Origin of the sequence: Janibacter sp. DB-40 (assembly GCF_029510815.1) — a bacterium.
Classification (GTDB): domain Bacteria; phylum Actinomycetota; class Actinomycetes; order Actinomycetales; family Dermatophilaceae; genus Janibacter.
In genome coordinates, this window is record NZ_CP120360.1 from 1,292,047 (window position 1) to 1,306,805 (window position 14,759).

13 protein-coding genes are annotated in these 14,759 nt (G+C 71.3%); 7 read left to right on the forward strand and 6 right to left on the reverse strand.

Annotated elements, in window-relative coordinates; all coding sequences use genetic code 11:
- The first annotated feature begins 2 nt into the window (after positions 1-2).
- Together PVE36_RS06130 and PVE36_RS06135 are read left to right on the forward strand one after the other, a co-directional pair.
- Positions 3-1,076: an NADH:flavin oxidoreductase gene (locus PVE36_RS06130; protein ID WP_277455256.1), complete on the forward strand. Its 1,074-nt coding sequence runs from the start codon at positions 3-5 to the stop codon at positions 1,074-1,076.
- Positions 1,073-2,428: an MFS transporter gene (locus PVE36_RS06135; RefSeq protein WP_277455258.1), complete on the forward strand. Its 1,356-nt coding sequence runs from the start codon at positions 1,073-1,075 to the stop codon at positions 2,426-2,428. Before PVE36_RS06130 ends, PVE36_RS06135 begins: the two co-directional genes overlap by 4 nt.
- 256 nt (positions 2,429-2,684) lie before the next feature.
- Here the strand turns inward: PVE36_RS06135 and fahA are convergent, their stop codons facing one another.
- The 5 genes from fahA to PVE36_RS06160 form a co-directional block, all read right to left on the reverse strand.
- A complete protein-coding gene (gene fahA, locus PVE36_RS06140; protein ID WP_277455260.1) occupies positions 2,685-3,911 on the reverse strand; it encodes a fumarylacetoacetase in 1,227 nt (408 codons plus the stop codon).
- The gene (locus PVE36_RS06145) at positions 3,908-4,780 is read right to left on the reverse strand and encodes a hypothetical protein (protein WP_277455261.1); all 873 of its coding nucleotides are present in this window, start codon (positions 4,778-4,780) and stop codon (positions 3,908-3,910) included. Before PVE36_RS06145 ends, fahA begins: the two co-directional genes overlap by 4 nt.
- Positions 4,777-5,997, reverse strand: a complete 1,221-nt coding sequence (locus PVE36_RS06150; protein ID WP_277455262.1) for a homogentisate 1,2-dioxygenase domain-containing protein — start codon at positions 5,995-5,997, stop codon at positions 4,777-4,779. The genes PVE36_RS06145 and PVE36_RS06150 overlap by 4 nt, the downstream gene beginning before the upstream one ends.
- A 224-nt stretch (positions 5,998-6,221) precedes the next feature.
- Positions 6,222-6,899 (reverse strand): helix-turn-helix domain-containing protein, encoded by a 678-nt coding sequence (locus PVE36_RS06155; RefSeq protein WP_277455265.1) that lies wholly within the window; start codon positions 6,897-6,899, stop codon positions 6,222-6,224.
- A gap of 95 nt (positions 6,900-6,994) precedes the next feature.
- The gene (locus tag PVE36_RS06160) at positions 6,995-7,120 is read right to left on the reverse strand and encodes a hypothetical protein (RefSeq protein WP_277240317.1); all 126 of its coding nucleotides are present in this window, start codon (positions 7,118-7,120) and stop codon (positions 6,995-6,997) included.
- Positions 7,121-7,401: 281 nt separating this feature from the next.
- On the opposite strand from PVE36_RS06160, the gene PVE36_RS06165 reads away from it, so the two are divergent.
- Positions 7,402-8,958, forward strand: coding sequence for a M20/M25/M40 family metallo-hydrolase (locus tag PVE36_RS06165; RefSeq protein ID WP_277455268.1), 1,557 nt, complete (start codon positions 7,402-7,404; stop codon positions 8,956-8,958).
- Positions 8,959-9,004: 46 nt separating this feature from the next.
- On the opposite strand, the gene PVE36_RS06170 is transcribed toward PVE36_RS06165, so the two are convergent.
- A complete protein-coding gene (locus PVE36_RS06170; protein ID WP_277455270.1) occupies positions 9,005-9,607 on the reverse strand; it encodes a TetR/AcrR family transcriptional regulator in 603 nt (200 codons plus the stop codon).
- Between the two features lie 139 nt (positions 9,608-9,746).
- Here PVE36_RS06170 and PVE36_RS06175 point away from each other — a divergent pair, with 139 nt between their 5' ends.
- The 4 genes from PVE36_RS06175 to PVE36_RS06190 are packed head-to-tail and all read left to right on the forward strand — an operon-like array spanning position 9,747 to position 14,734.
- Positions 9,747-11,390: an AMP-binding protein gene (locus PVE36_RS06175; RefSeq protein WP_277455272.1), complete on the forward strand. Its 1,644-nt coding sequence runs from the start codon at positions 9,747-9,749 to the stop codon at positions 11,388-11,390.
- 45 nt (positions 11,391-11,435) lie between these two features.
- Positions 11,436-12,815 (forward strand): MFS transporter, encoded by a 1,380-nt coding sequence (locus PVE36_RS06180; protein WP_277455273.1) that lies wholly within the window; start codon positions 11,436-11,438, stop codon positions 12,813-12,815.
- 28 nt (positions 12,816-12,843) lie between these two features.
- Positions 12,844-13,926, forward strand: coding sequence for a phosphotransferase family protein (locus PVE36_RS06185; RefSeq protein ID WP_277455274.1), 1,083 nt, complete (start codon positions 12,844-12,846; stop codon positions 13,924-13,926).
- Entirely contained in the window at positions 13,919-14,734 is an 816-nt protein-coding gene (locus PVE36_RS06190; protein ID WP_277455275.1) for a 3-oxoacyl-ACP reductase family protein, read from the forward strand. The genes PVE36_RS06185 and PVE36_RS06190 overlap by 8 nt, the downstream gene beginning before the upstream one ends.
- The last annotated feature ends 25 nt before the right edge of the window (positions 14,735-14,759 follow it).

Consider the following 14,759-nt stretch of genomic DNA (forward strand, 5'->3'; position numbering starts at 1 on the left):
CCATGACCTCCACCCCTGACCTGCACGACGGCCTCGACCTGGTCCACGGACCCTCCTGGGCCAACCGCTTCGCCCTCGCGCCGCTGACCAACACCCAGAGCAACGCCGACGGCACCCTCTCCGACGACGAGTACCGCTGGCTGGTGGCCCGCGCCGAAGGGGGCTTCGGCCTGACGATGACCTGCGCCACCTACGTCGCGCCGGCCGGGCAGGCCTGGGCCGGGCAGCTCGGCATCAGCGACGACCGGCACCTGCCGGGGCTGACCCGTCTGGCCGACGGGATCCGCGCGACAGGGAGCGTGTCCTCGGTGCAGCTGCACCACGCCGGCCGGCGGGCCAACCCGGAGGTGCACGGTGGACCGAATGTCGCCCCGTGGGACGACGCCGGGAAGAACACCCGGGCGCTGACCACCGCGGAGGTGGAGCAGGTGGTCGAGGACTTCGTCGTCGCCGCCGGGCGTGCCGAGCGGGCGGGCTTCGACGGGGTCGAGGTGCACGGCGCCCACGGCTACCTGCTCACGCAGTTCCTCGACGGCCGCCACAACGACCGCACCGATGGCTACGGCGGCTCCCTCGAGGACCGCTCGCGGGTGCTCCTCGACGTGCTGCGCGGCGTGCGCGAGGGCACGCGCGAGGACTTCCAGGTCGGCGTGCGGCTCACCCCGCAGGGCAACGGCGTGGTCCTCGAGGAGGGCGTCACCGTCGCGCAGTGGGTCCTCGACTCCGGCCTCGTCGACTACGTCGACATGTCGCTGTGGGACGCCTTCGCGACCGTCGACGACGGGGGATCCCTCCTCATCGACCGGTTCACCCGGCTGCCCCGCGGCGCCACCAGGCTCGGGGTGGCGGGCAAGATCCGCACGAGCGAGCAGGCGCGTTGGTGCATGGAGCACGGCGCGGACTTCGTCGACCTGGGGCGCGCGGCGATCGTGCACCACGACTTCCCGCGCCGGGCGGTCGACGCCGACTTCGCGATGGCGCAGCTGCCGGTGACCCGTGAGCACCTGCGTACCGAGCGCGTGGGCGAGGACTTCATCGACTACCTCGACGCCGGGTGGCCGGACTTCGTGGCGTGAGCAGCCCGGGGCTGCTCTTCACCACCCTGGTCCTCCTCACGACCATCACCGCCGTCGCCGGCAGCCTCGGTGCCCCGCTCGTGCCCGGCATCGCCCGCGACTTCGACGTCTCGCTCACCGCGGCCCAGTGGTCGTTGACCCTGACGATGCTCGCCGGTGCCGTCGCGACCCCCGTCATCGGGCGGTTGTCCGGCGGGCGGGCCCGCATGCGTGCCGTGGTCCTCGGTCTCGGTGGGGCGACGCTGGGTGGCCTGCTGTGCGCGCTCCCGCTCGGCTTCGGTGCCTTCCTCGCCGGCCGCACACTGCAGGGGCTGGGCTACGGCCTCACCCCCGTGGCCATCGCGATCGCGCGCGAGGCCATCCCGCGGCACCGACGCGCCGGCGCCATCGCGACCCTGTCGGTCACCACCGTCGCGGCCGCGGGCCTGGGCTATCCGGTCGCGGCCGTCATGGCCGACCTGTGGGGGATCCGGGTCGCCTTCGGCGTCGCCACCGCACTGTGCGCGGCCACCCTGGTGCTGGCGCTGCTGACGCTCCCGCCGAGCCCGGACACCGAGGGCACCCGGGTCGACTGGTGGGGCACCGTGCTCCTCGCCGGGGGGACGACGGCGATCCTCATCGCGTTGGCCGAGGTGTCCGTGCTCCCGATCGGCCGCGTCGCGCTCCTGGCCACCGTCGGCATCGCCGCCTGCGCCGCCTGGGTGTGGTGGAGCCGCCGCGTGGCCCACCCCCTGGTCGACGTCACCCTGGCCGGACGGCCGGTCCCGCTGCTGACGCACGTCACCTCGATGCTGCTGGGCGTGGGCGTCTACCTGCTCTTCCCGCTCGTCGTCATCGTCGTGCAGGACCCGACGTGGGGGATGGGGTACGGGGCGACCGTCGCCGGCCTGCTGCTCGTGCCCTACGCCCTCGCCAGTGTCGTCGGCAGTCGCCTGAGCCAGCGCCTCATGACGCGGGTCGAGGCCACGAGGCTGCTCCCGCTGGGATCGGCGACCTACCTCTCGGCCTTCGTGCTGCTGGTCGTCGCTCACGACACCGTCTGGCAGCTGCTGCTCGCCATGGCCGTCGCGGGCCTGGGCAGCGGCCTGACCTTCGCCGGTATCCCGGGCCTGCTCGTCGCCTCGGTGCCGCGGTCGGAGACCGGCAGTGCCATCGCCTTCACGATGGTCGTGCGCTACCTGGGCTTCTCCGTCGGCTCCGCCCTGGCCGTGACGGCTCTGACCTTCGGTGGCGAAGGGGGTGAGGCCGGTTTCGTGCGCGCCCTCCTCGTCGCATGCGCGGTGGGCGTCCTCACGGTCGTCCTCACCACGTGGCTGTCGTTGCGGGTGCGAGGGGGCGTCGGGCGCTGGTGAGCGGGTGCAAGAGCCTAAGCAGTTGCGGGAGAGGACTCGCAGGAGCCTAAGCAGCTGCGGGAGAGGACCCGCAAGAGCCTAAGCAGTTGCGGGAGAGGACCCGCAGGAGCCTAAGCAGCTGCGGGAGAGGACCCGCAAGAGCCTAAGCAGCTGCGGGAGAGGACCCGCAAGAGCCTAAGCAGTTGCGGGAGAGGACCCGCAGGAGCCTAAGCAGTTGCGGGAGAGGGCTCGCAGGAGCCCAGGCAGTTGCGAATCCTCAGGTGGCGGGCAGGACAGTCCCCACGCACTCGCCGAAGTCGATGACCGACCCGTCGGGACCGGGCGCGGTGCCCCGGAGGGTGATCGTCTGCCCGTCGGTGAGGAAGGCCTGCTCGCGGCCGTCGGCGAGGCGCAGCGGCTCCTTGCCGCCCCAGGACAGCTCCATCAGCGACCCGCGCTCGGCGACCTCGGTGCCGGAGACGGTGCCGGAGCCGAAGAAGTCGCCCGGACGAAGGCTCGCACCGTTGACCGTCATGTGCGCGACCATCTGCGGCGCGGTCCAGTAGAGGGTCTTCACCGGCGGGTGCGAGACGACCTCGCCGTCGACGTCGACCTCCATCGTGATGTCCAGACCCCACGGCTCGCTGCCCGAGTCGTCCAGGTACTCGGCGAGCTGGTGCTCACGGGCGGGTGGCGCGACGCGGGCATCGGCCAGCGCGTCGAAGGGCACGACCCACAGCGAGATCGACGAGGCGAAGGACTTGCCCAGGTACGGGCCGAGTGGCACGTACTCGTACCCCTGGATGTCCCGGGCGGACCAGTCGTTGAAGAGCACGACGCCGAAGACGTGCTCGGCCCCGGCGCGGTCCACCGACACCTCGCCCTCGGGCACGGACCCACCGAGGACGAAGCCGAGCTCGGCCTCGATGTCCAACCGGCGCGAGGGACCGAAGCTGGGGGTCCCCCCTTCCTCCGGCCGAAGGCCCTTGGGGCGCGGGAACGCGGTGCCGGAGGGGACGACGGTGCCGGCGCGGCCGTGGTAGCCGACGGGCAGGTGTTTCCAGTTCGGCAGGAGCGGGTCCTGGTCGGGGCGGAACATGCGTCCGATGTTGGCGGCGTGGTGCTCCGAGGCGTAGTAGTCGACGTAGTCGGCCACGGTGAAGGGCATGTGCAGGGACACCTCGTCGAGCGGGGTCGAGGCGGCCTCCACCGCGTCGTCGAGGCCGTCGGTCGTGACGACCTCCTGCAGCCAGGCGCGCAGCGGCTGCCAGACGGTGTGTCCGGCTGCGAGGAGCGCGTCGAGATCGGCCGTGCCGACCGCGCCCCGGGCGGTGGGGTCCAGCGCCGGGGTGGTCGTGGCGTCGGCCAGGGCGGCGATGCCGATGACGCGGTCCCCGAGGCGCACGCCCAGTCGCCGCTCACCCCCGGCGACGGAGAAGGAGGCGTAGGGCAGGTTCTGCGGGCCGAAGCCCGTGATCGCGAAACGCTCGGCGGCGGTGGTCATGGATGCTCCTGGTTCGTGGTCAGGGTCGGGAAGAGGTCGAGTCGGCGCAGGCTGTCGGCGGGCTCGTCGACGCTGCACGTGCCGAAGGACCGGAAGGACTCGCGCCACGCGCCGTCCGAGGCCGCCGCTGCCGTGCCGAGCACGTCGGGGTCGGTCTGGGCGAGCCACGCGGCGATGCTCTCGGCGGGTTCCCCGTCCCGCGCCGCCTGGGTGGCGAGCGCGATGTTGAGGAAGCCGTGGTGGTGGAAGCCGGTCGCGTCGTTGGTGTACCGCACCGCCTCGTGCAGACCGGCGGTCAGCTTGAAGGGCAGCCCGGCGGCGACCGCCCGCGCGAGCACGTCACCGAGTTCCTGCGGGGTCGGGAAGAGATGCGCCTCGATCCCGCCGGTGCGGTACTTCAGCGCCAGCCCGGTGCCGACGAGCAGGTTCAGGGCTCCATCGGCCACCTGGGCCGCGGTCAGCTCGACGAAGACCGGGATCCCTTGCACCGCAGCGGCGTCGGCGATCTGCTCGGCCATCACGGCGCGGTCCTGCGGGTCGGTCTTCAGCTCGATCGCCACCACCTCCAGCTGGGGCCGCACGTCCTCGACCGCCTCGAGCGCCTCGGTGAGTGCGCCGGCCGGGGTGACGACGGAGACCTCGACCGGCCCGCCGCTCAGGTCGAGGGCGTCGGCGACCTCCCGGGCCCGCTGCAGGTCGGCCAGGGCGAGCACGGCCGGCCCGACCGCCGGGACGAAGGGGGAGGACCGTCGCGCCACGTGGTCGGTCACCGCCTGCTCGACGGGGGCGAGTCCGGGCGGGAAGGTCGCCGCGTCGTCGAAGAAGCCGAGGAACTGCTCGGGGACTGTCTGTTGCGACGTGGCGCTCATACGTCTTTCCGCTCGCCGAGCCAGCGCCCGCCGGTCCACGACGAGGCGTACTTGCCGTCGTCCGTGGCGCGAGCCGCCGGGCCGAGGTCGAGCGGGCGGAAGGTGTCGACCATGACCGCGGTCTCGTCGAAGTACTCCACGCCCATCGACGCCTCGACCGCACCGGGCTGCGGGCCGTGGTTGTGCCCGCCCGGGTGGATCGAGATCGAGCCCTTGCCGATGCCGGAGCCCTTGCGCGCCTCGTAGTCGCCGTCGACGTAGAACATGATCTCGTCGGAGTCGACGTTGGAGTGGTAGTACGGCACCGGCACGGCCAGCTCGTGGTAGTCGACCTTGCGCGGCACGAAGTTGCAGATGACGAAGTTGGTGCCCTCGAAGACCTGGTGGACCGGCGGCGGCTGGTGCACCTTGCCCGTGATCGGCATGAAGTTGCTGATGTTGAAGGTGTACGGGTAGAGGCAGCCGTCCCAGCCGACGACGTCGAAGGGGTGGGTCGGCACGGTGTGCACGGTGCCGGCCAGACCCCCTTCGCCCCGCCCGCGGTGCTTGATGTAGACGTCGACGTCGCTCTCCTCGCGCAGCAGGGGCTCGGTCGGGCCGTGCAGGTCGCGCTCGCAGTAGGGCGCGTGCTCGAGGAGCTGGCCGTAGCGGGAGAGGTAGCGCTTCGGCGGGGCGATGTGGCTGTTGGCCTCGACGACGTAGAGGCGGGCGGTCTCGCCCTCGCGCAGGACCCAGCGGTGGATGGTGGCACGGGGGATGATCACGTAGTCGCCCTCGGCGACCTCGAGCGCGCCGAACTGCGTCTCCACGAGGGCCGAGCCGCGCTCGACGTACACGCACTCGTCGCCGATCGCGTTCTTGTACAGCGGGGAGGTGGTCCCGACCCACGCGTAGGAGATGCGCACGTCGCCGTTGCCGAGGACGAGCTGGCGGCCGGTGACGGCGTCCGTCCCGGCGGCCTGCTCCTCGGTGAAGAGGTCGTGCAGCGTCAGGTGGCGGGGCAGGAGCGGGTGGTTGGCCACCAGGGACTGGTCGGGCAGCGTCCACTCACGGGCGCCGACGATGCCCGAGGGGATGTGGCGGTGGTAGAGCAGCGAGCTGTCGGAGGAGAAGCCCTCCTCGCCCATGAGCTCCTCGGACAGGATGTTGCCGTCCCCGTCCTTGAAGAGGGTGTGCCGCTGCTGGGGCACCGGTCCGACCTGGCGGTAGTGGGCCATGGGGTTCCTTCACGTCGTTGTGCGGTGAGCGTGTAAATGTGTGCGCTCATCGCACAGCCTATCGATGGTGGAACGACGTGGTCAACGTGTTCGGTGACCCGCGACCGTGTGGTCAGACCCGCGAGCCGCCCCGGCGCCGCTGCCGCATGACGAGACGGGCGATTCGACGCGCGATCCTGATGATGATCCCGACGGGTGCAGCCATGGTGATTCCTCTCGGTGAGTCAGTACTGGCGGGTGAGCGAGTCGCGGGCGGCCTGCACGAGCGGCAGGAGGGCGTCGACGTCGAGGTCGCCCGGTCGGCCCAGGCGGATGATGCCGATGGATGCCTCGGCGTCGCTCGTGAAGGCACCCCCGGTGGCGACGGCCAAGCCGACGGTGCCGGACTGGATCTCACCCTCGGTCAAGGCGTAGCCGAGGGTGCGGGCGCGGGTGACGGCGGCGATGTCGGAGTCGCGCTCGGGGCGCTGGGCGAGGATCGCCAACCCATCGGCGCCGTGCTCGAGGGGATGACGTGCGCCCATCGTGTAGCGCACGCCGATGGCACCACGGGCGGCCGGCTCGGCGACGGCGATGGCGACCGACTCGTCACGGTCAGCGATGGAGACGAAGGCGGTGCACCCGGTCGCGTCGGCGAGCTCTTGGACGACCGGCTGCGCGGCAGTGCGGTATTGGCTCATGAAGCGCCCGGCGACGACGAGCGCGCCGCTGCCGAGGCGGTAGAGGCCGTCGTGGCCCTTGGCCACGAGGTGACGCTGCTCGAGGGTGGCGAGGATCCGGTAGGCGCCCGCGCGGTGCACACCGAGCTCGTCGGCGAGGGCGGCGGGGGAGATGCCGCCCGTGCGCCGGGAGACGATGTCGATCGCCTCGAGCCCGCGGTCGAGCGTCTGCAGGGTGCTCATGGTCTGGGGAGTCTACGCAGCGCGGTGGCGCCCGGGGTGGGGCTGTGCCGCGCGGATGCCCCGCCGACGGTGTCGGCGGGGCGGGTGCCGCGGCGTCAGCGCGCGCGACGGTGGTCATGGGCCGGGTCGGTCATCAGGGTCTTCTCCACCCACGCCATGGCGAAGGGGAGCAGGGCCCCGGCGACCATCCCGGCCGCCGCGAGGGCGACAGTCAGTGCCATACACATCACCGTTTCACTCCCTGCGCGGGTCGTGCGGCATTTGGCGGCCGTGAACCGCCGGGTGTCATCGGATGGTTACCTGCGGCCGCGCTGCCGTCGCTGGTTTCAGGGCTTCGTCACCTACTCACCCGTACCGCTTCACGGACTGGCAAGTGCATCGGAAGGGCCCCGTCCGTCGGTCTCAGCAAGCGACCGCTCACCGAATTTCCGGGGTGGGGACCGTTGTGCGACAGGGGTCGTGGGGCCAGCGTGCTGAGGACCCACACGACAAAGGAGTCGACATGGATCACCAGCTCGAGCACCCTTCCCACGAGGCCGCACTGCCACGACGGACCGTTCTCGGCGGCATCGGGGCCGCCGCACTCGGCCTGACGGCAGCCGGGGGCGCCACCGCCTACGCGCGACCGTCGCAGTCCGCGACGAACCTGACCGGGGCGGCGATCCCGGCGGCCGACAAGGACCCCGTCGACCTGCTCAAGCGCATGCTGTCCTACGACACCCAGAACTACGGCCAGGGTGGCACCACCCGTCCGCACGGCGAGTGGCTCAAGGGCGTCTGGGAGAACGCCGGTGTACCCGTCGAGATCATCGAGACGCCGCAGGCCGACAACGTCCACGTGATCGCCCGCATCCCCGGCACGGGAGACGCGGAGCCGCTGCTCCTGCTGGGTCACTCGGACGTCGTCCCGGTGGAGGAGGAGAACTGGGACGTCGACCCCTTCGCCGGGAAGGTCGTCGACGGCGAGATCTACGGCCGCGGTGCCCTCGACATGAAGGGCGCCAACTCCGCCTTCATCAGCGCCATGCTGCGCCACATCGACGAGGGCGCGCAGTTCGACCGGGACATCATCGTGCTCACCGACTGCGACGAGGAGGCCGGCTCCTACGGCTCGCGCTGGCTGGCCGAGAACCACTGGGACAAGATCGCCGCCGGGTCGGTCCTGACAGAGGGCGGGTGGTTCCTCGCGCAGAGCGACCGGACGACGCCGATGCTCATCACGGCCACCCGCCAGGACAACGTCTACTTCAACCTCGACATCACGGCGAAGGGGGTCGCCACCCACTCCTCGAAGCCAATCCCCGACGAGACGTCGATCGTCACGCTCTCCCGGGCGGTGAGCGAGCTGGGGGAGTGGGAGGCGCCGGTGCACCTGACCGAGGTCACTCGCGAGTACTTCACCGCGGTGATGGAGGCGACCGACGACGAGCGCTTCGCCAAGGCGATCCGGCTCATGCTCAATGCCAGGAGCCAGCCGGCGCGGGAGCGGGCGGCGAAGCTCGTCGTCTCCCGGTCGGACTACCCCTACCTGCACCGTGCGCTGCTGCGCACCACGCACGCCTTCGTCATCGAGGAGGCGGGGTACAAGGAGAACGTCATCCCGTCGTCGGCGGAGGTGCGCGTGAACTGCCGTGGGATCCCCGGCGGCGAGAAGCCGCGGGAGTTCCTCGCGAAGGTGCGTGAGCTGCTGGCCGACCGGGAGGTCGAGGTCGCCCTGGTGACGTACGACGGCGAGAGCGAGGAGGAGGCGCTCGCCGGGCTCGACGAGACGTGGGGGACCCCGCCCGCCGACCTCGACACCGATCTCTACCGCTCCCTGACCGGGGCCGCGGAGAAGGTCTACGAGGGGACCCCCTTCGCCCCGGCGCTCTTCGAGGCCGGTACGAGCCTTGGGCCATGGCGTGCGGAGGGAGTGCCCGGCTACGGCGTGTACCCGTACGTGCTCAGCAATGAGCAGCTGATCGGGATGCACGGCAACAACGAGCGCATCTTCGTCGAGGCGCTCAAGCAGGGCACGGACTTCATGTACGAGGTCTTCGCCGGCTTCCTCGCGAAGTAGGGTTCCGCTGTGCCGGGGCGGTGGTGGGCCGTCCCGGCACAACCGGTCACGCTCCCTTCGCCCCGACGATCCGGCGCGCGAAGTCCAGGTGCCGCTCGACGACCTCGTCCTCGGTCAGGGGCCCGTCGGGCTGGTACCACGTGGCGATCGAGACCGACAGCGAGGAGATCGCGCGCGCCGCGTCGGCCGGGTAGGCGCTGACGAAGCTGCCGTCCGCGACACCGTCGGCGATCGCGTCCGCGAGCAGGCGCTGCTGCTGGTCCCGCTGGGCGATGTGACGGGCGCGCACCTCGGGCTCCATGCTGCGCATCTCGGTCGAGGCCAGGAAGGCGTGGTCGCGGCGCTCCATGTGGAAGCGGGCCAGTGCCTCGACGAGGTTGTCGAAGCGCCCGCGCGGGGTGCCGTCGGAGTCCTCCTCGGCGGCGTGGCTGTGGGCGAGCATCTCGGTCATCGTCGCCGTGACGATCGCGTCGAGGATCGCCTGCTTCGAGCGGTGGTGGTGGTAGAGGCCCGGGACGGAGAGGCCGGCCGCCTCGGCGATCGAGCGGATCGAGGTGCCGTGGTACCCCTCCCGGACGAAGACGCGGAGCGCGGCCTGCAGCGGGGGCGTGAGCATGTCCGGGCCGAACGTGCGCCAGTCCGTGGTCATGCGTGGCTCCTGTCGTCTCACTGGTCGGGCTCCTCGACCCTAGTGCGGTTCGCACCCTTGACATCCGAAGGTCTCCTCACCCACAGTACAAGGGCCGACCGAGCGATCGCTCGGTCCACAAGGAAGTGGGTGACCAGGCATGGATGACGTGACAGTGCACGAGCTCGACGCGGACGGACCGCACGAGCGGCCGGCGCGACCGGGGACGGTGACCGAGGCCTGGCACCGACGGGTCGCTGCCGGACCGGACGCGCCCGCGATCGCGTGGTTCGACGCCACCTACACCGCGGCCGAGGTCGACGACCTCGCGGGCTCGCTCGCGGTCGCCCTCGCCGAGCGCGGCGTCGGCGCGAAGGATCGCGTCGGGATCCACCTGCAGAACGTCCCCCAGTACGCGATCAGCCTGCTCGCCCTGTGGAAGCTCGGCGCCACCGCCGTCGTGCTCAACCCGATGTACCTCGGCGGCGAGCTCGAGCAGCCGGTCGCCGACTCGGGTGCGATCGGCATCATCACGACCGACCGGGACGTGGCGGCCGTGCGCGAGAGCGTGCAGCGCACCGCGGTCCGGTGGGTGCTCAGCACCGACGAGCGCGACCTGCAGGGACGCGATGACCCGCGGATGTCCCCGGAGCAGGCGAGGGTCGAGGCTTCCGCCGACGGCGACCTCGTGCACCTCATGCGGCGCCACGCCGGCCGGCAGCCCGAGCCGGTCGGGACCGGACCCGAGGACCTCGCCCTGCTGACCTACACCTCGGGGACGACCGGCCCGCCGAAGGGGGCGATGAACTCCCACGCGAACGTCGTCACCGTGGCGACGACCTTCGCCGAGTTCGTCGGGGTGGAGGACGGCGACGTCGTCCTGGCCATCGCCCCCCTCTTCCACATCACCGGCGCGGTCATCAACGCGGTGCTCGGCCTGGTCCACGGGACGACCCTCGTCTTCACCGGACGGTTCCATGCCGAGGTCGTGCTCGACGCCTTCCACGAGCACGGCGTCACCTTCACCATCGGGTCGATCACGGCGTTCAACGCGCTCATGCGTCTCGACCACGCGAGCGCCGAGCACTTCGCCTCGGTCAAGACGCTCTACAGCGGTGGCGCACCGATCCCGCCGTCGACGGTCGAGCGCTTCGAGGAGCGCTTCGGCCACTACATCCACAACGGCTACGGCATGACCGAGACCACCTCCGGTGTCATCGCGGTCCCACCCGGCAGTCGGGCACCCGTCGACGGGGCCAGCGGCACGCTGTCGATCGGCAAGCCACTGCCCGGTGTGGGCGCCGCGGTGGTCGGTCCGGACGACCGTCCGGTCGCACCGGGGGAGCAGGGCGAGCTCGTCCTCACCGGTCCCCAGATGGTGCGCGGCTACTGGCGAAACCCGGAGGCGACCGAGGCGACGATGCCCGGCGGGCGCCTGCACACCGGCGACGGCGCGGTCATCGACGAGGACGGCTGGGTCTACCTCGTCGACCGGCTCAAGGACCAGATCAACACCTCCGGCTACAAGGTGTGGCCACGCGAGGTCGAGGACGTGCTCTACCAGCACCCGGCCGTCTTCGAGGCGGCCGTGGTCGGCCTGCCCGACGAGTACCGCGGCGAGGAGGTCACCGCCTTCGTCTCGCTCAAGGAGGGGGCGAAGGGGGACGAGGCCGAGCTGCGCCAGTTCGTCGCCGACCGCCTCGCCGCCTACAAGCGACCGCGCCATGTCCACGTCGTCGGCGACCTGCCGAAGACCCAGACGGGAAAGATCCGCCGCCGCGCGCTGCGTGACGACGCGGTCTGACCCCCTTCGCACCACTCCCCACCCTCCCCTGAGAAGGAAGACGACATGACCACCTCGAACGCCCGGACAGTGGCCACCGGTGACATCCGCACCGGCCCCGAGCTCACCACCCGCAGCAACCCCTCCGCCCGACGATCCCTCGTCGCGAGCACGATCGGCCAGCTCTTCGAGTGGTACGAGTGGACCGCCTACGCGGTCTTCGCCCCCTTCATCGCCGCGGTGATGTTCAACGACAGCAACCCGGTCTCGGCGCTGCTCGCGACGCTCGCGGTCTTCGCGGTCGGGTTCCTCATGCGGCCCCTCGGAGGGGTCGTCTTCGGGCGGATCGCCGACGTCAAGGGACGCAAGTACGTCCTCATCGTCACGATGCTGATGATGGCCTCGGCGAGCCTCGTCATGGGGCTGCTGCCGGGGTACGAGAGCATCGGCATCCTCGCCTCGGTGCTGCTGCTGGCCAGCCGGATGATCCAGGGCTTCGCGCACGGTGGCGAGTCGGCGACGGCGAACACCTACGTCGCCGAGATCGCGCCCCCGCACCGCCGCGGCATGTGGGGCAGCCTCGTCTTCGTCGCCATCATGGGCGGGACCGTGACCGCCTACGCGATCGGCGGCAGCATCACCGCCTTCCTCACCGAGAGCGCCGTCGGCGACTGGGGCTGGCGCGTGCCCTTCCTCCTGGGTGCCGTCTTCGCGGTCTTCGTGCTGTACCTGCGCACCGGCATGGAGGAGTCGGACGTCTTCGACCGGGCGGACACGGCGCAGGCCGTGGAGCAGGAGGTCGTCCCGGCGGCGGCGCAGACCGTGGCACCGGCGGCAGCCGGTTACACCCGCGGCCGGCTGACCAAGGCCATCGCCCTCGTCGTGATGATGGTCTCGGGTATCACCGTGGCCCACTACACCTGGAGCTCCTACGCCTCCACCTACGCGATCACCGAGCAGGGAATGGACCCCAACACCGCCTTCTGGGCGATCACGGCCAGCCAGTTCCTCGCGCTGCTCACCCTGCCGCTGTGGGGCCTGCTGTCCGACCACATCGGGCGTCGCCCGGTCGTGCTCATCTTCGCGGTCGGCACGATCATCACGACCATCCCGCTCAAGGCGATGATCGCCGACGAGTTCTGGACGCTCTTCCTCGCCTCGTTCATCGCGATGACCTTCGTCGCGGCGGCCGGCTCCATCCTGTCCTCGATGATGTCCGAGGCCTTCCCGACGAAGGTGCGCACGGCCGGCATCGGCTTCGCGTACTCGCTCTCGGTCGCCGCCTTCGGCGGCAGCGCGCCCTACCTCAACGCGCTCTTCATCGGGCGCGGGCTCGACTGGCTCGTCAACGTCTACATCATCGTGCTCTGCCTCTGCACGATCGGGGCGACACTGATGATGAAGGAGACGCGGGGCATCGACCTGCACACGGTCGGCCAGCACTGACCGCCCGACGACACCCGAAGGACCTTCCGTGCACAGCACCGACACCCCGACCCTCGACCCGACACTCGAGCAGCTCCTGAGACCCGACGTCGTCGGACCCCGGCTCGTCGCGGCCACCGGCCGCGAGGCGTGGCGGGACTTCTCCGCCCAGCTCATCGCGGGCGGGAAGTCCAACCTCACCTTCGTGCTGACCAGCACCGACGGTGACCGGCTGATCCTGCGGCGTCCTCCGACCGGGGACCTGTTGCCCAGCGCCCACGACATGGGCCGCGAGGCACGGATCCAGACCGGGCTGGCCGGGTCCGGCGTCCCCGTCGCGCACGTCGTCGTCAACGAGACGAGCGGGGACGACCTGGGCGTGCCGTACTACGTGATGGAGGAGGTCGTCGGTCACGTCATCCGCGACGAGCTGCCGACGGGCTACGCGCAGGACGACCGGAGCAAGGAGGCGATGGCTGACGCCCTCGTCGACGCGCTCGTCGCGCTGCACGCGGTCGACCCGGACGAGGTCGGTCTCGGTGACCTCGGTCGCCGCGACGGGTACCTCGAGCGGCAGCTGCGCCGGTGGCTGGGCCAGTCGGAGAAGGCCACCGCGTCGGTGCAGGCCCCGCGCCTGCCCGACCTGGCGACCCGGCTGGGGGAGTCGATGCCGCAGTCGCCCCCGTCGCGGATCGTCCACGGTGACTATCGGATGGACAACTGCGTCTACGACGCGGACGACCCCGGGCGCATCCGGGCGATCCTCGACTGGGAGCTGTCCACCCTCGGTGACCCGATCGCCGACCTGGCGCAGACCGCGATGTACTGGGGCGACGCCGACGGTCCGGCCATGCCGCTCATCCCGAGCCTGAGCCGGCAGGCGGGGTGGCCCCCTTCGTCCCACCTCGTGGAGCGCTACTGCGCGGCGTCGGGGGCCGACCCGGCCGTCCTGCCCTGGTACCGGGCCTTCGCGTGCTTCAAGTTCGCCGCCATCGCCCAGGGCGTGGCCACGCGTGCCGCGGCCGGTGACATGGCCGGCCAGAAGTTCGGCGACATCGGGGACAGCATCCGCCACCTCGTCGACCACGCCCACTCGATCCTCGACGACCACCCTGGAGGAACCCGTGGCTGACCCACACCGCACCCCGATCGACCCCCGCACGGGCGAAGGGGGCGAGGGCTCGCTCCTCGACCGCTTCCGACTCAACGGCCGCGTCGCAATCGTCACCGGCGCCTCCTCCGGGCTCGGCGCGGGCTTCGCCCGGGCGTTGGCCTCGGCGGGCGCGACCGTGGTCCTCGCCGCCCGACGGCGCGAGCGCCTGGAGTCGCTCGCCGAGGAGATCCGCGCTGACGGTGGCACCGCGTCCACGGTCTCCTGCGACGTGGTCGACCCGCAGCAGTGCGCAGACCTCGTGAAGGCCGCGATGGCCGAGCACGGGCGGGTCGACGTCCTCGTCAACAACGCGGGTCTGGGCACGGCGGTACCGGCGCTGAAGGAGTCACCCGAGGACTTCCGCAGGGTCGTCGACGTCAACCTCAACGGCGCGTACTGGATGGCTAAGGAGTGCGCGGCTGTGATGGGGCCGGGCTCGAGCGTCGTCAACATCGCCAGCATCCTCGGCCTGACCGCCGGCTTCGCGCCGCAGGCGGCGTACTCCTCGTCCAAGGCGGCCGTCCTCGGCCTGACGCGTGACCTCGCGGCGCAGTGGGGCAGCCGGCGGGGGATCCGGGTCAACGCGGTGGCGCCGGGCTACTTCGCCTCCGAGATGACCGACGAGATCCCCGAGGCGCTGCTCGAGACGATCACCTCCCGCACGCTCTTCGGCCGGCTCGGTCGGCAGCAGGAGCTGGACTCCGCGGTGCTCTTCCTCGCCTCGGACGCCTCCTCCTTCATCACCGGCACGACGCTCGCCGTCGACGGTGGGACGACCCTGCACTGATCATCCCCACCGACCACCTCCAGGA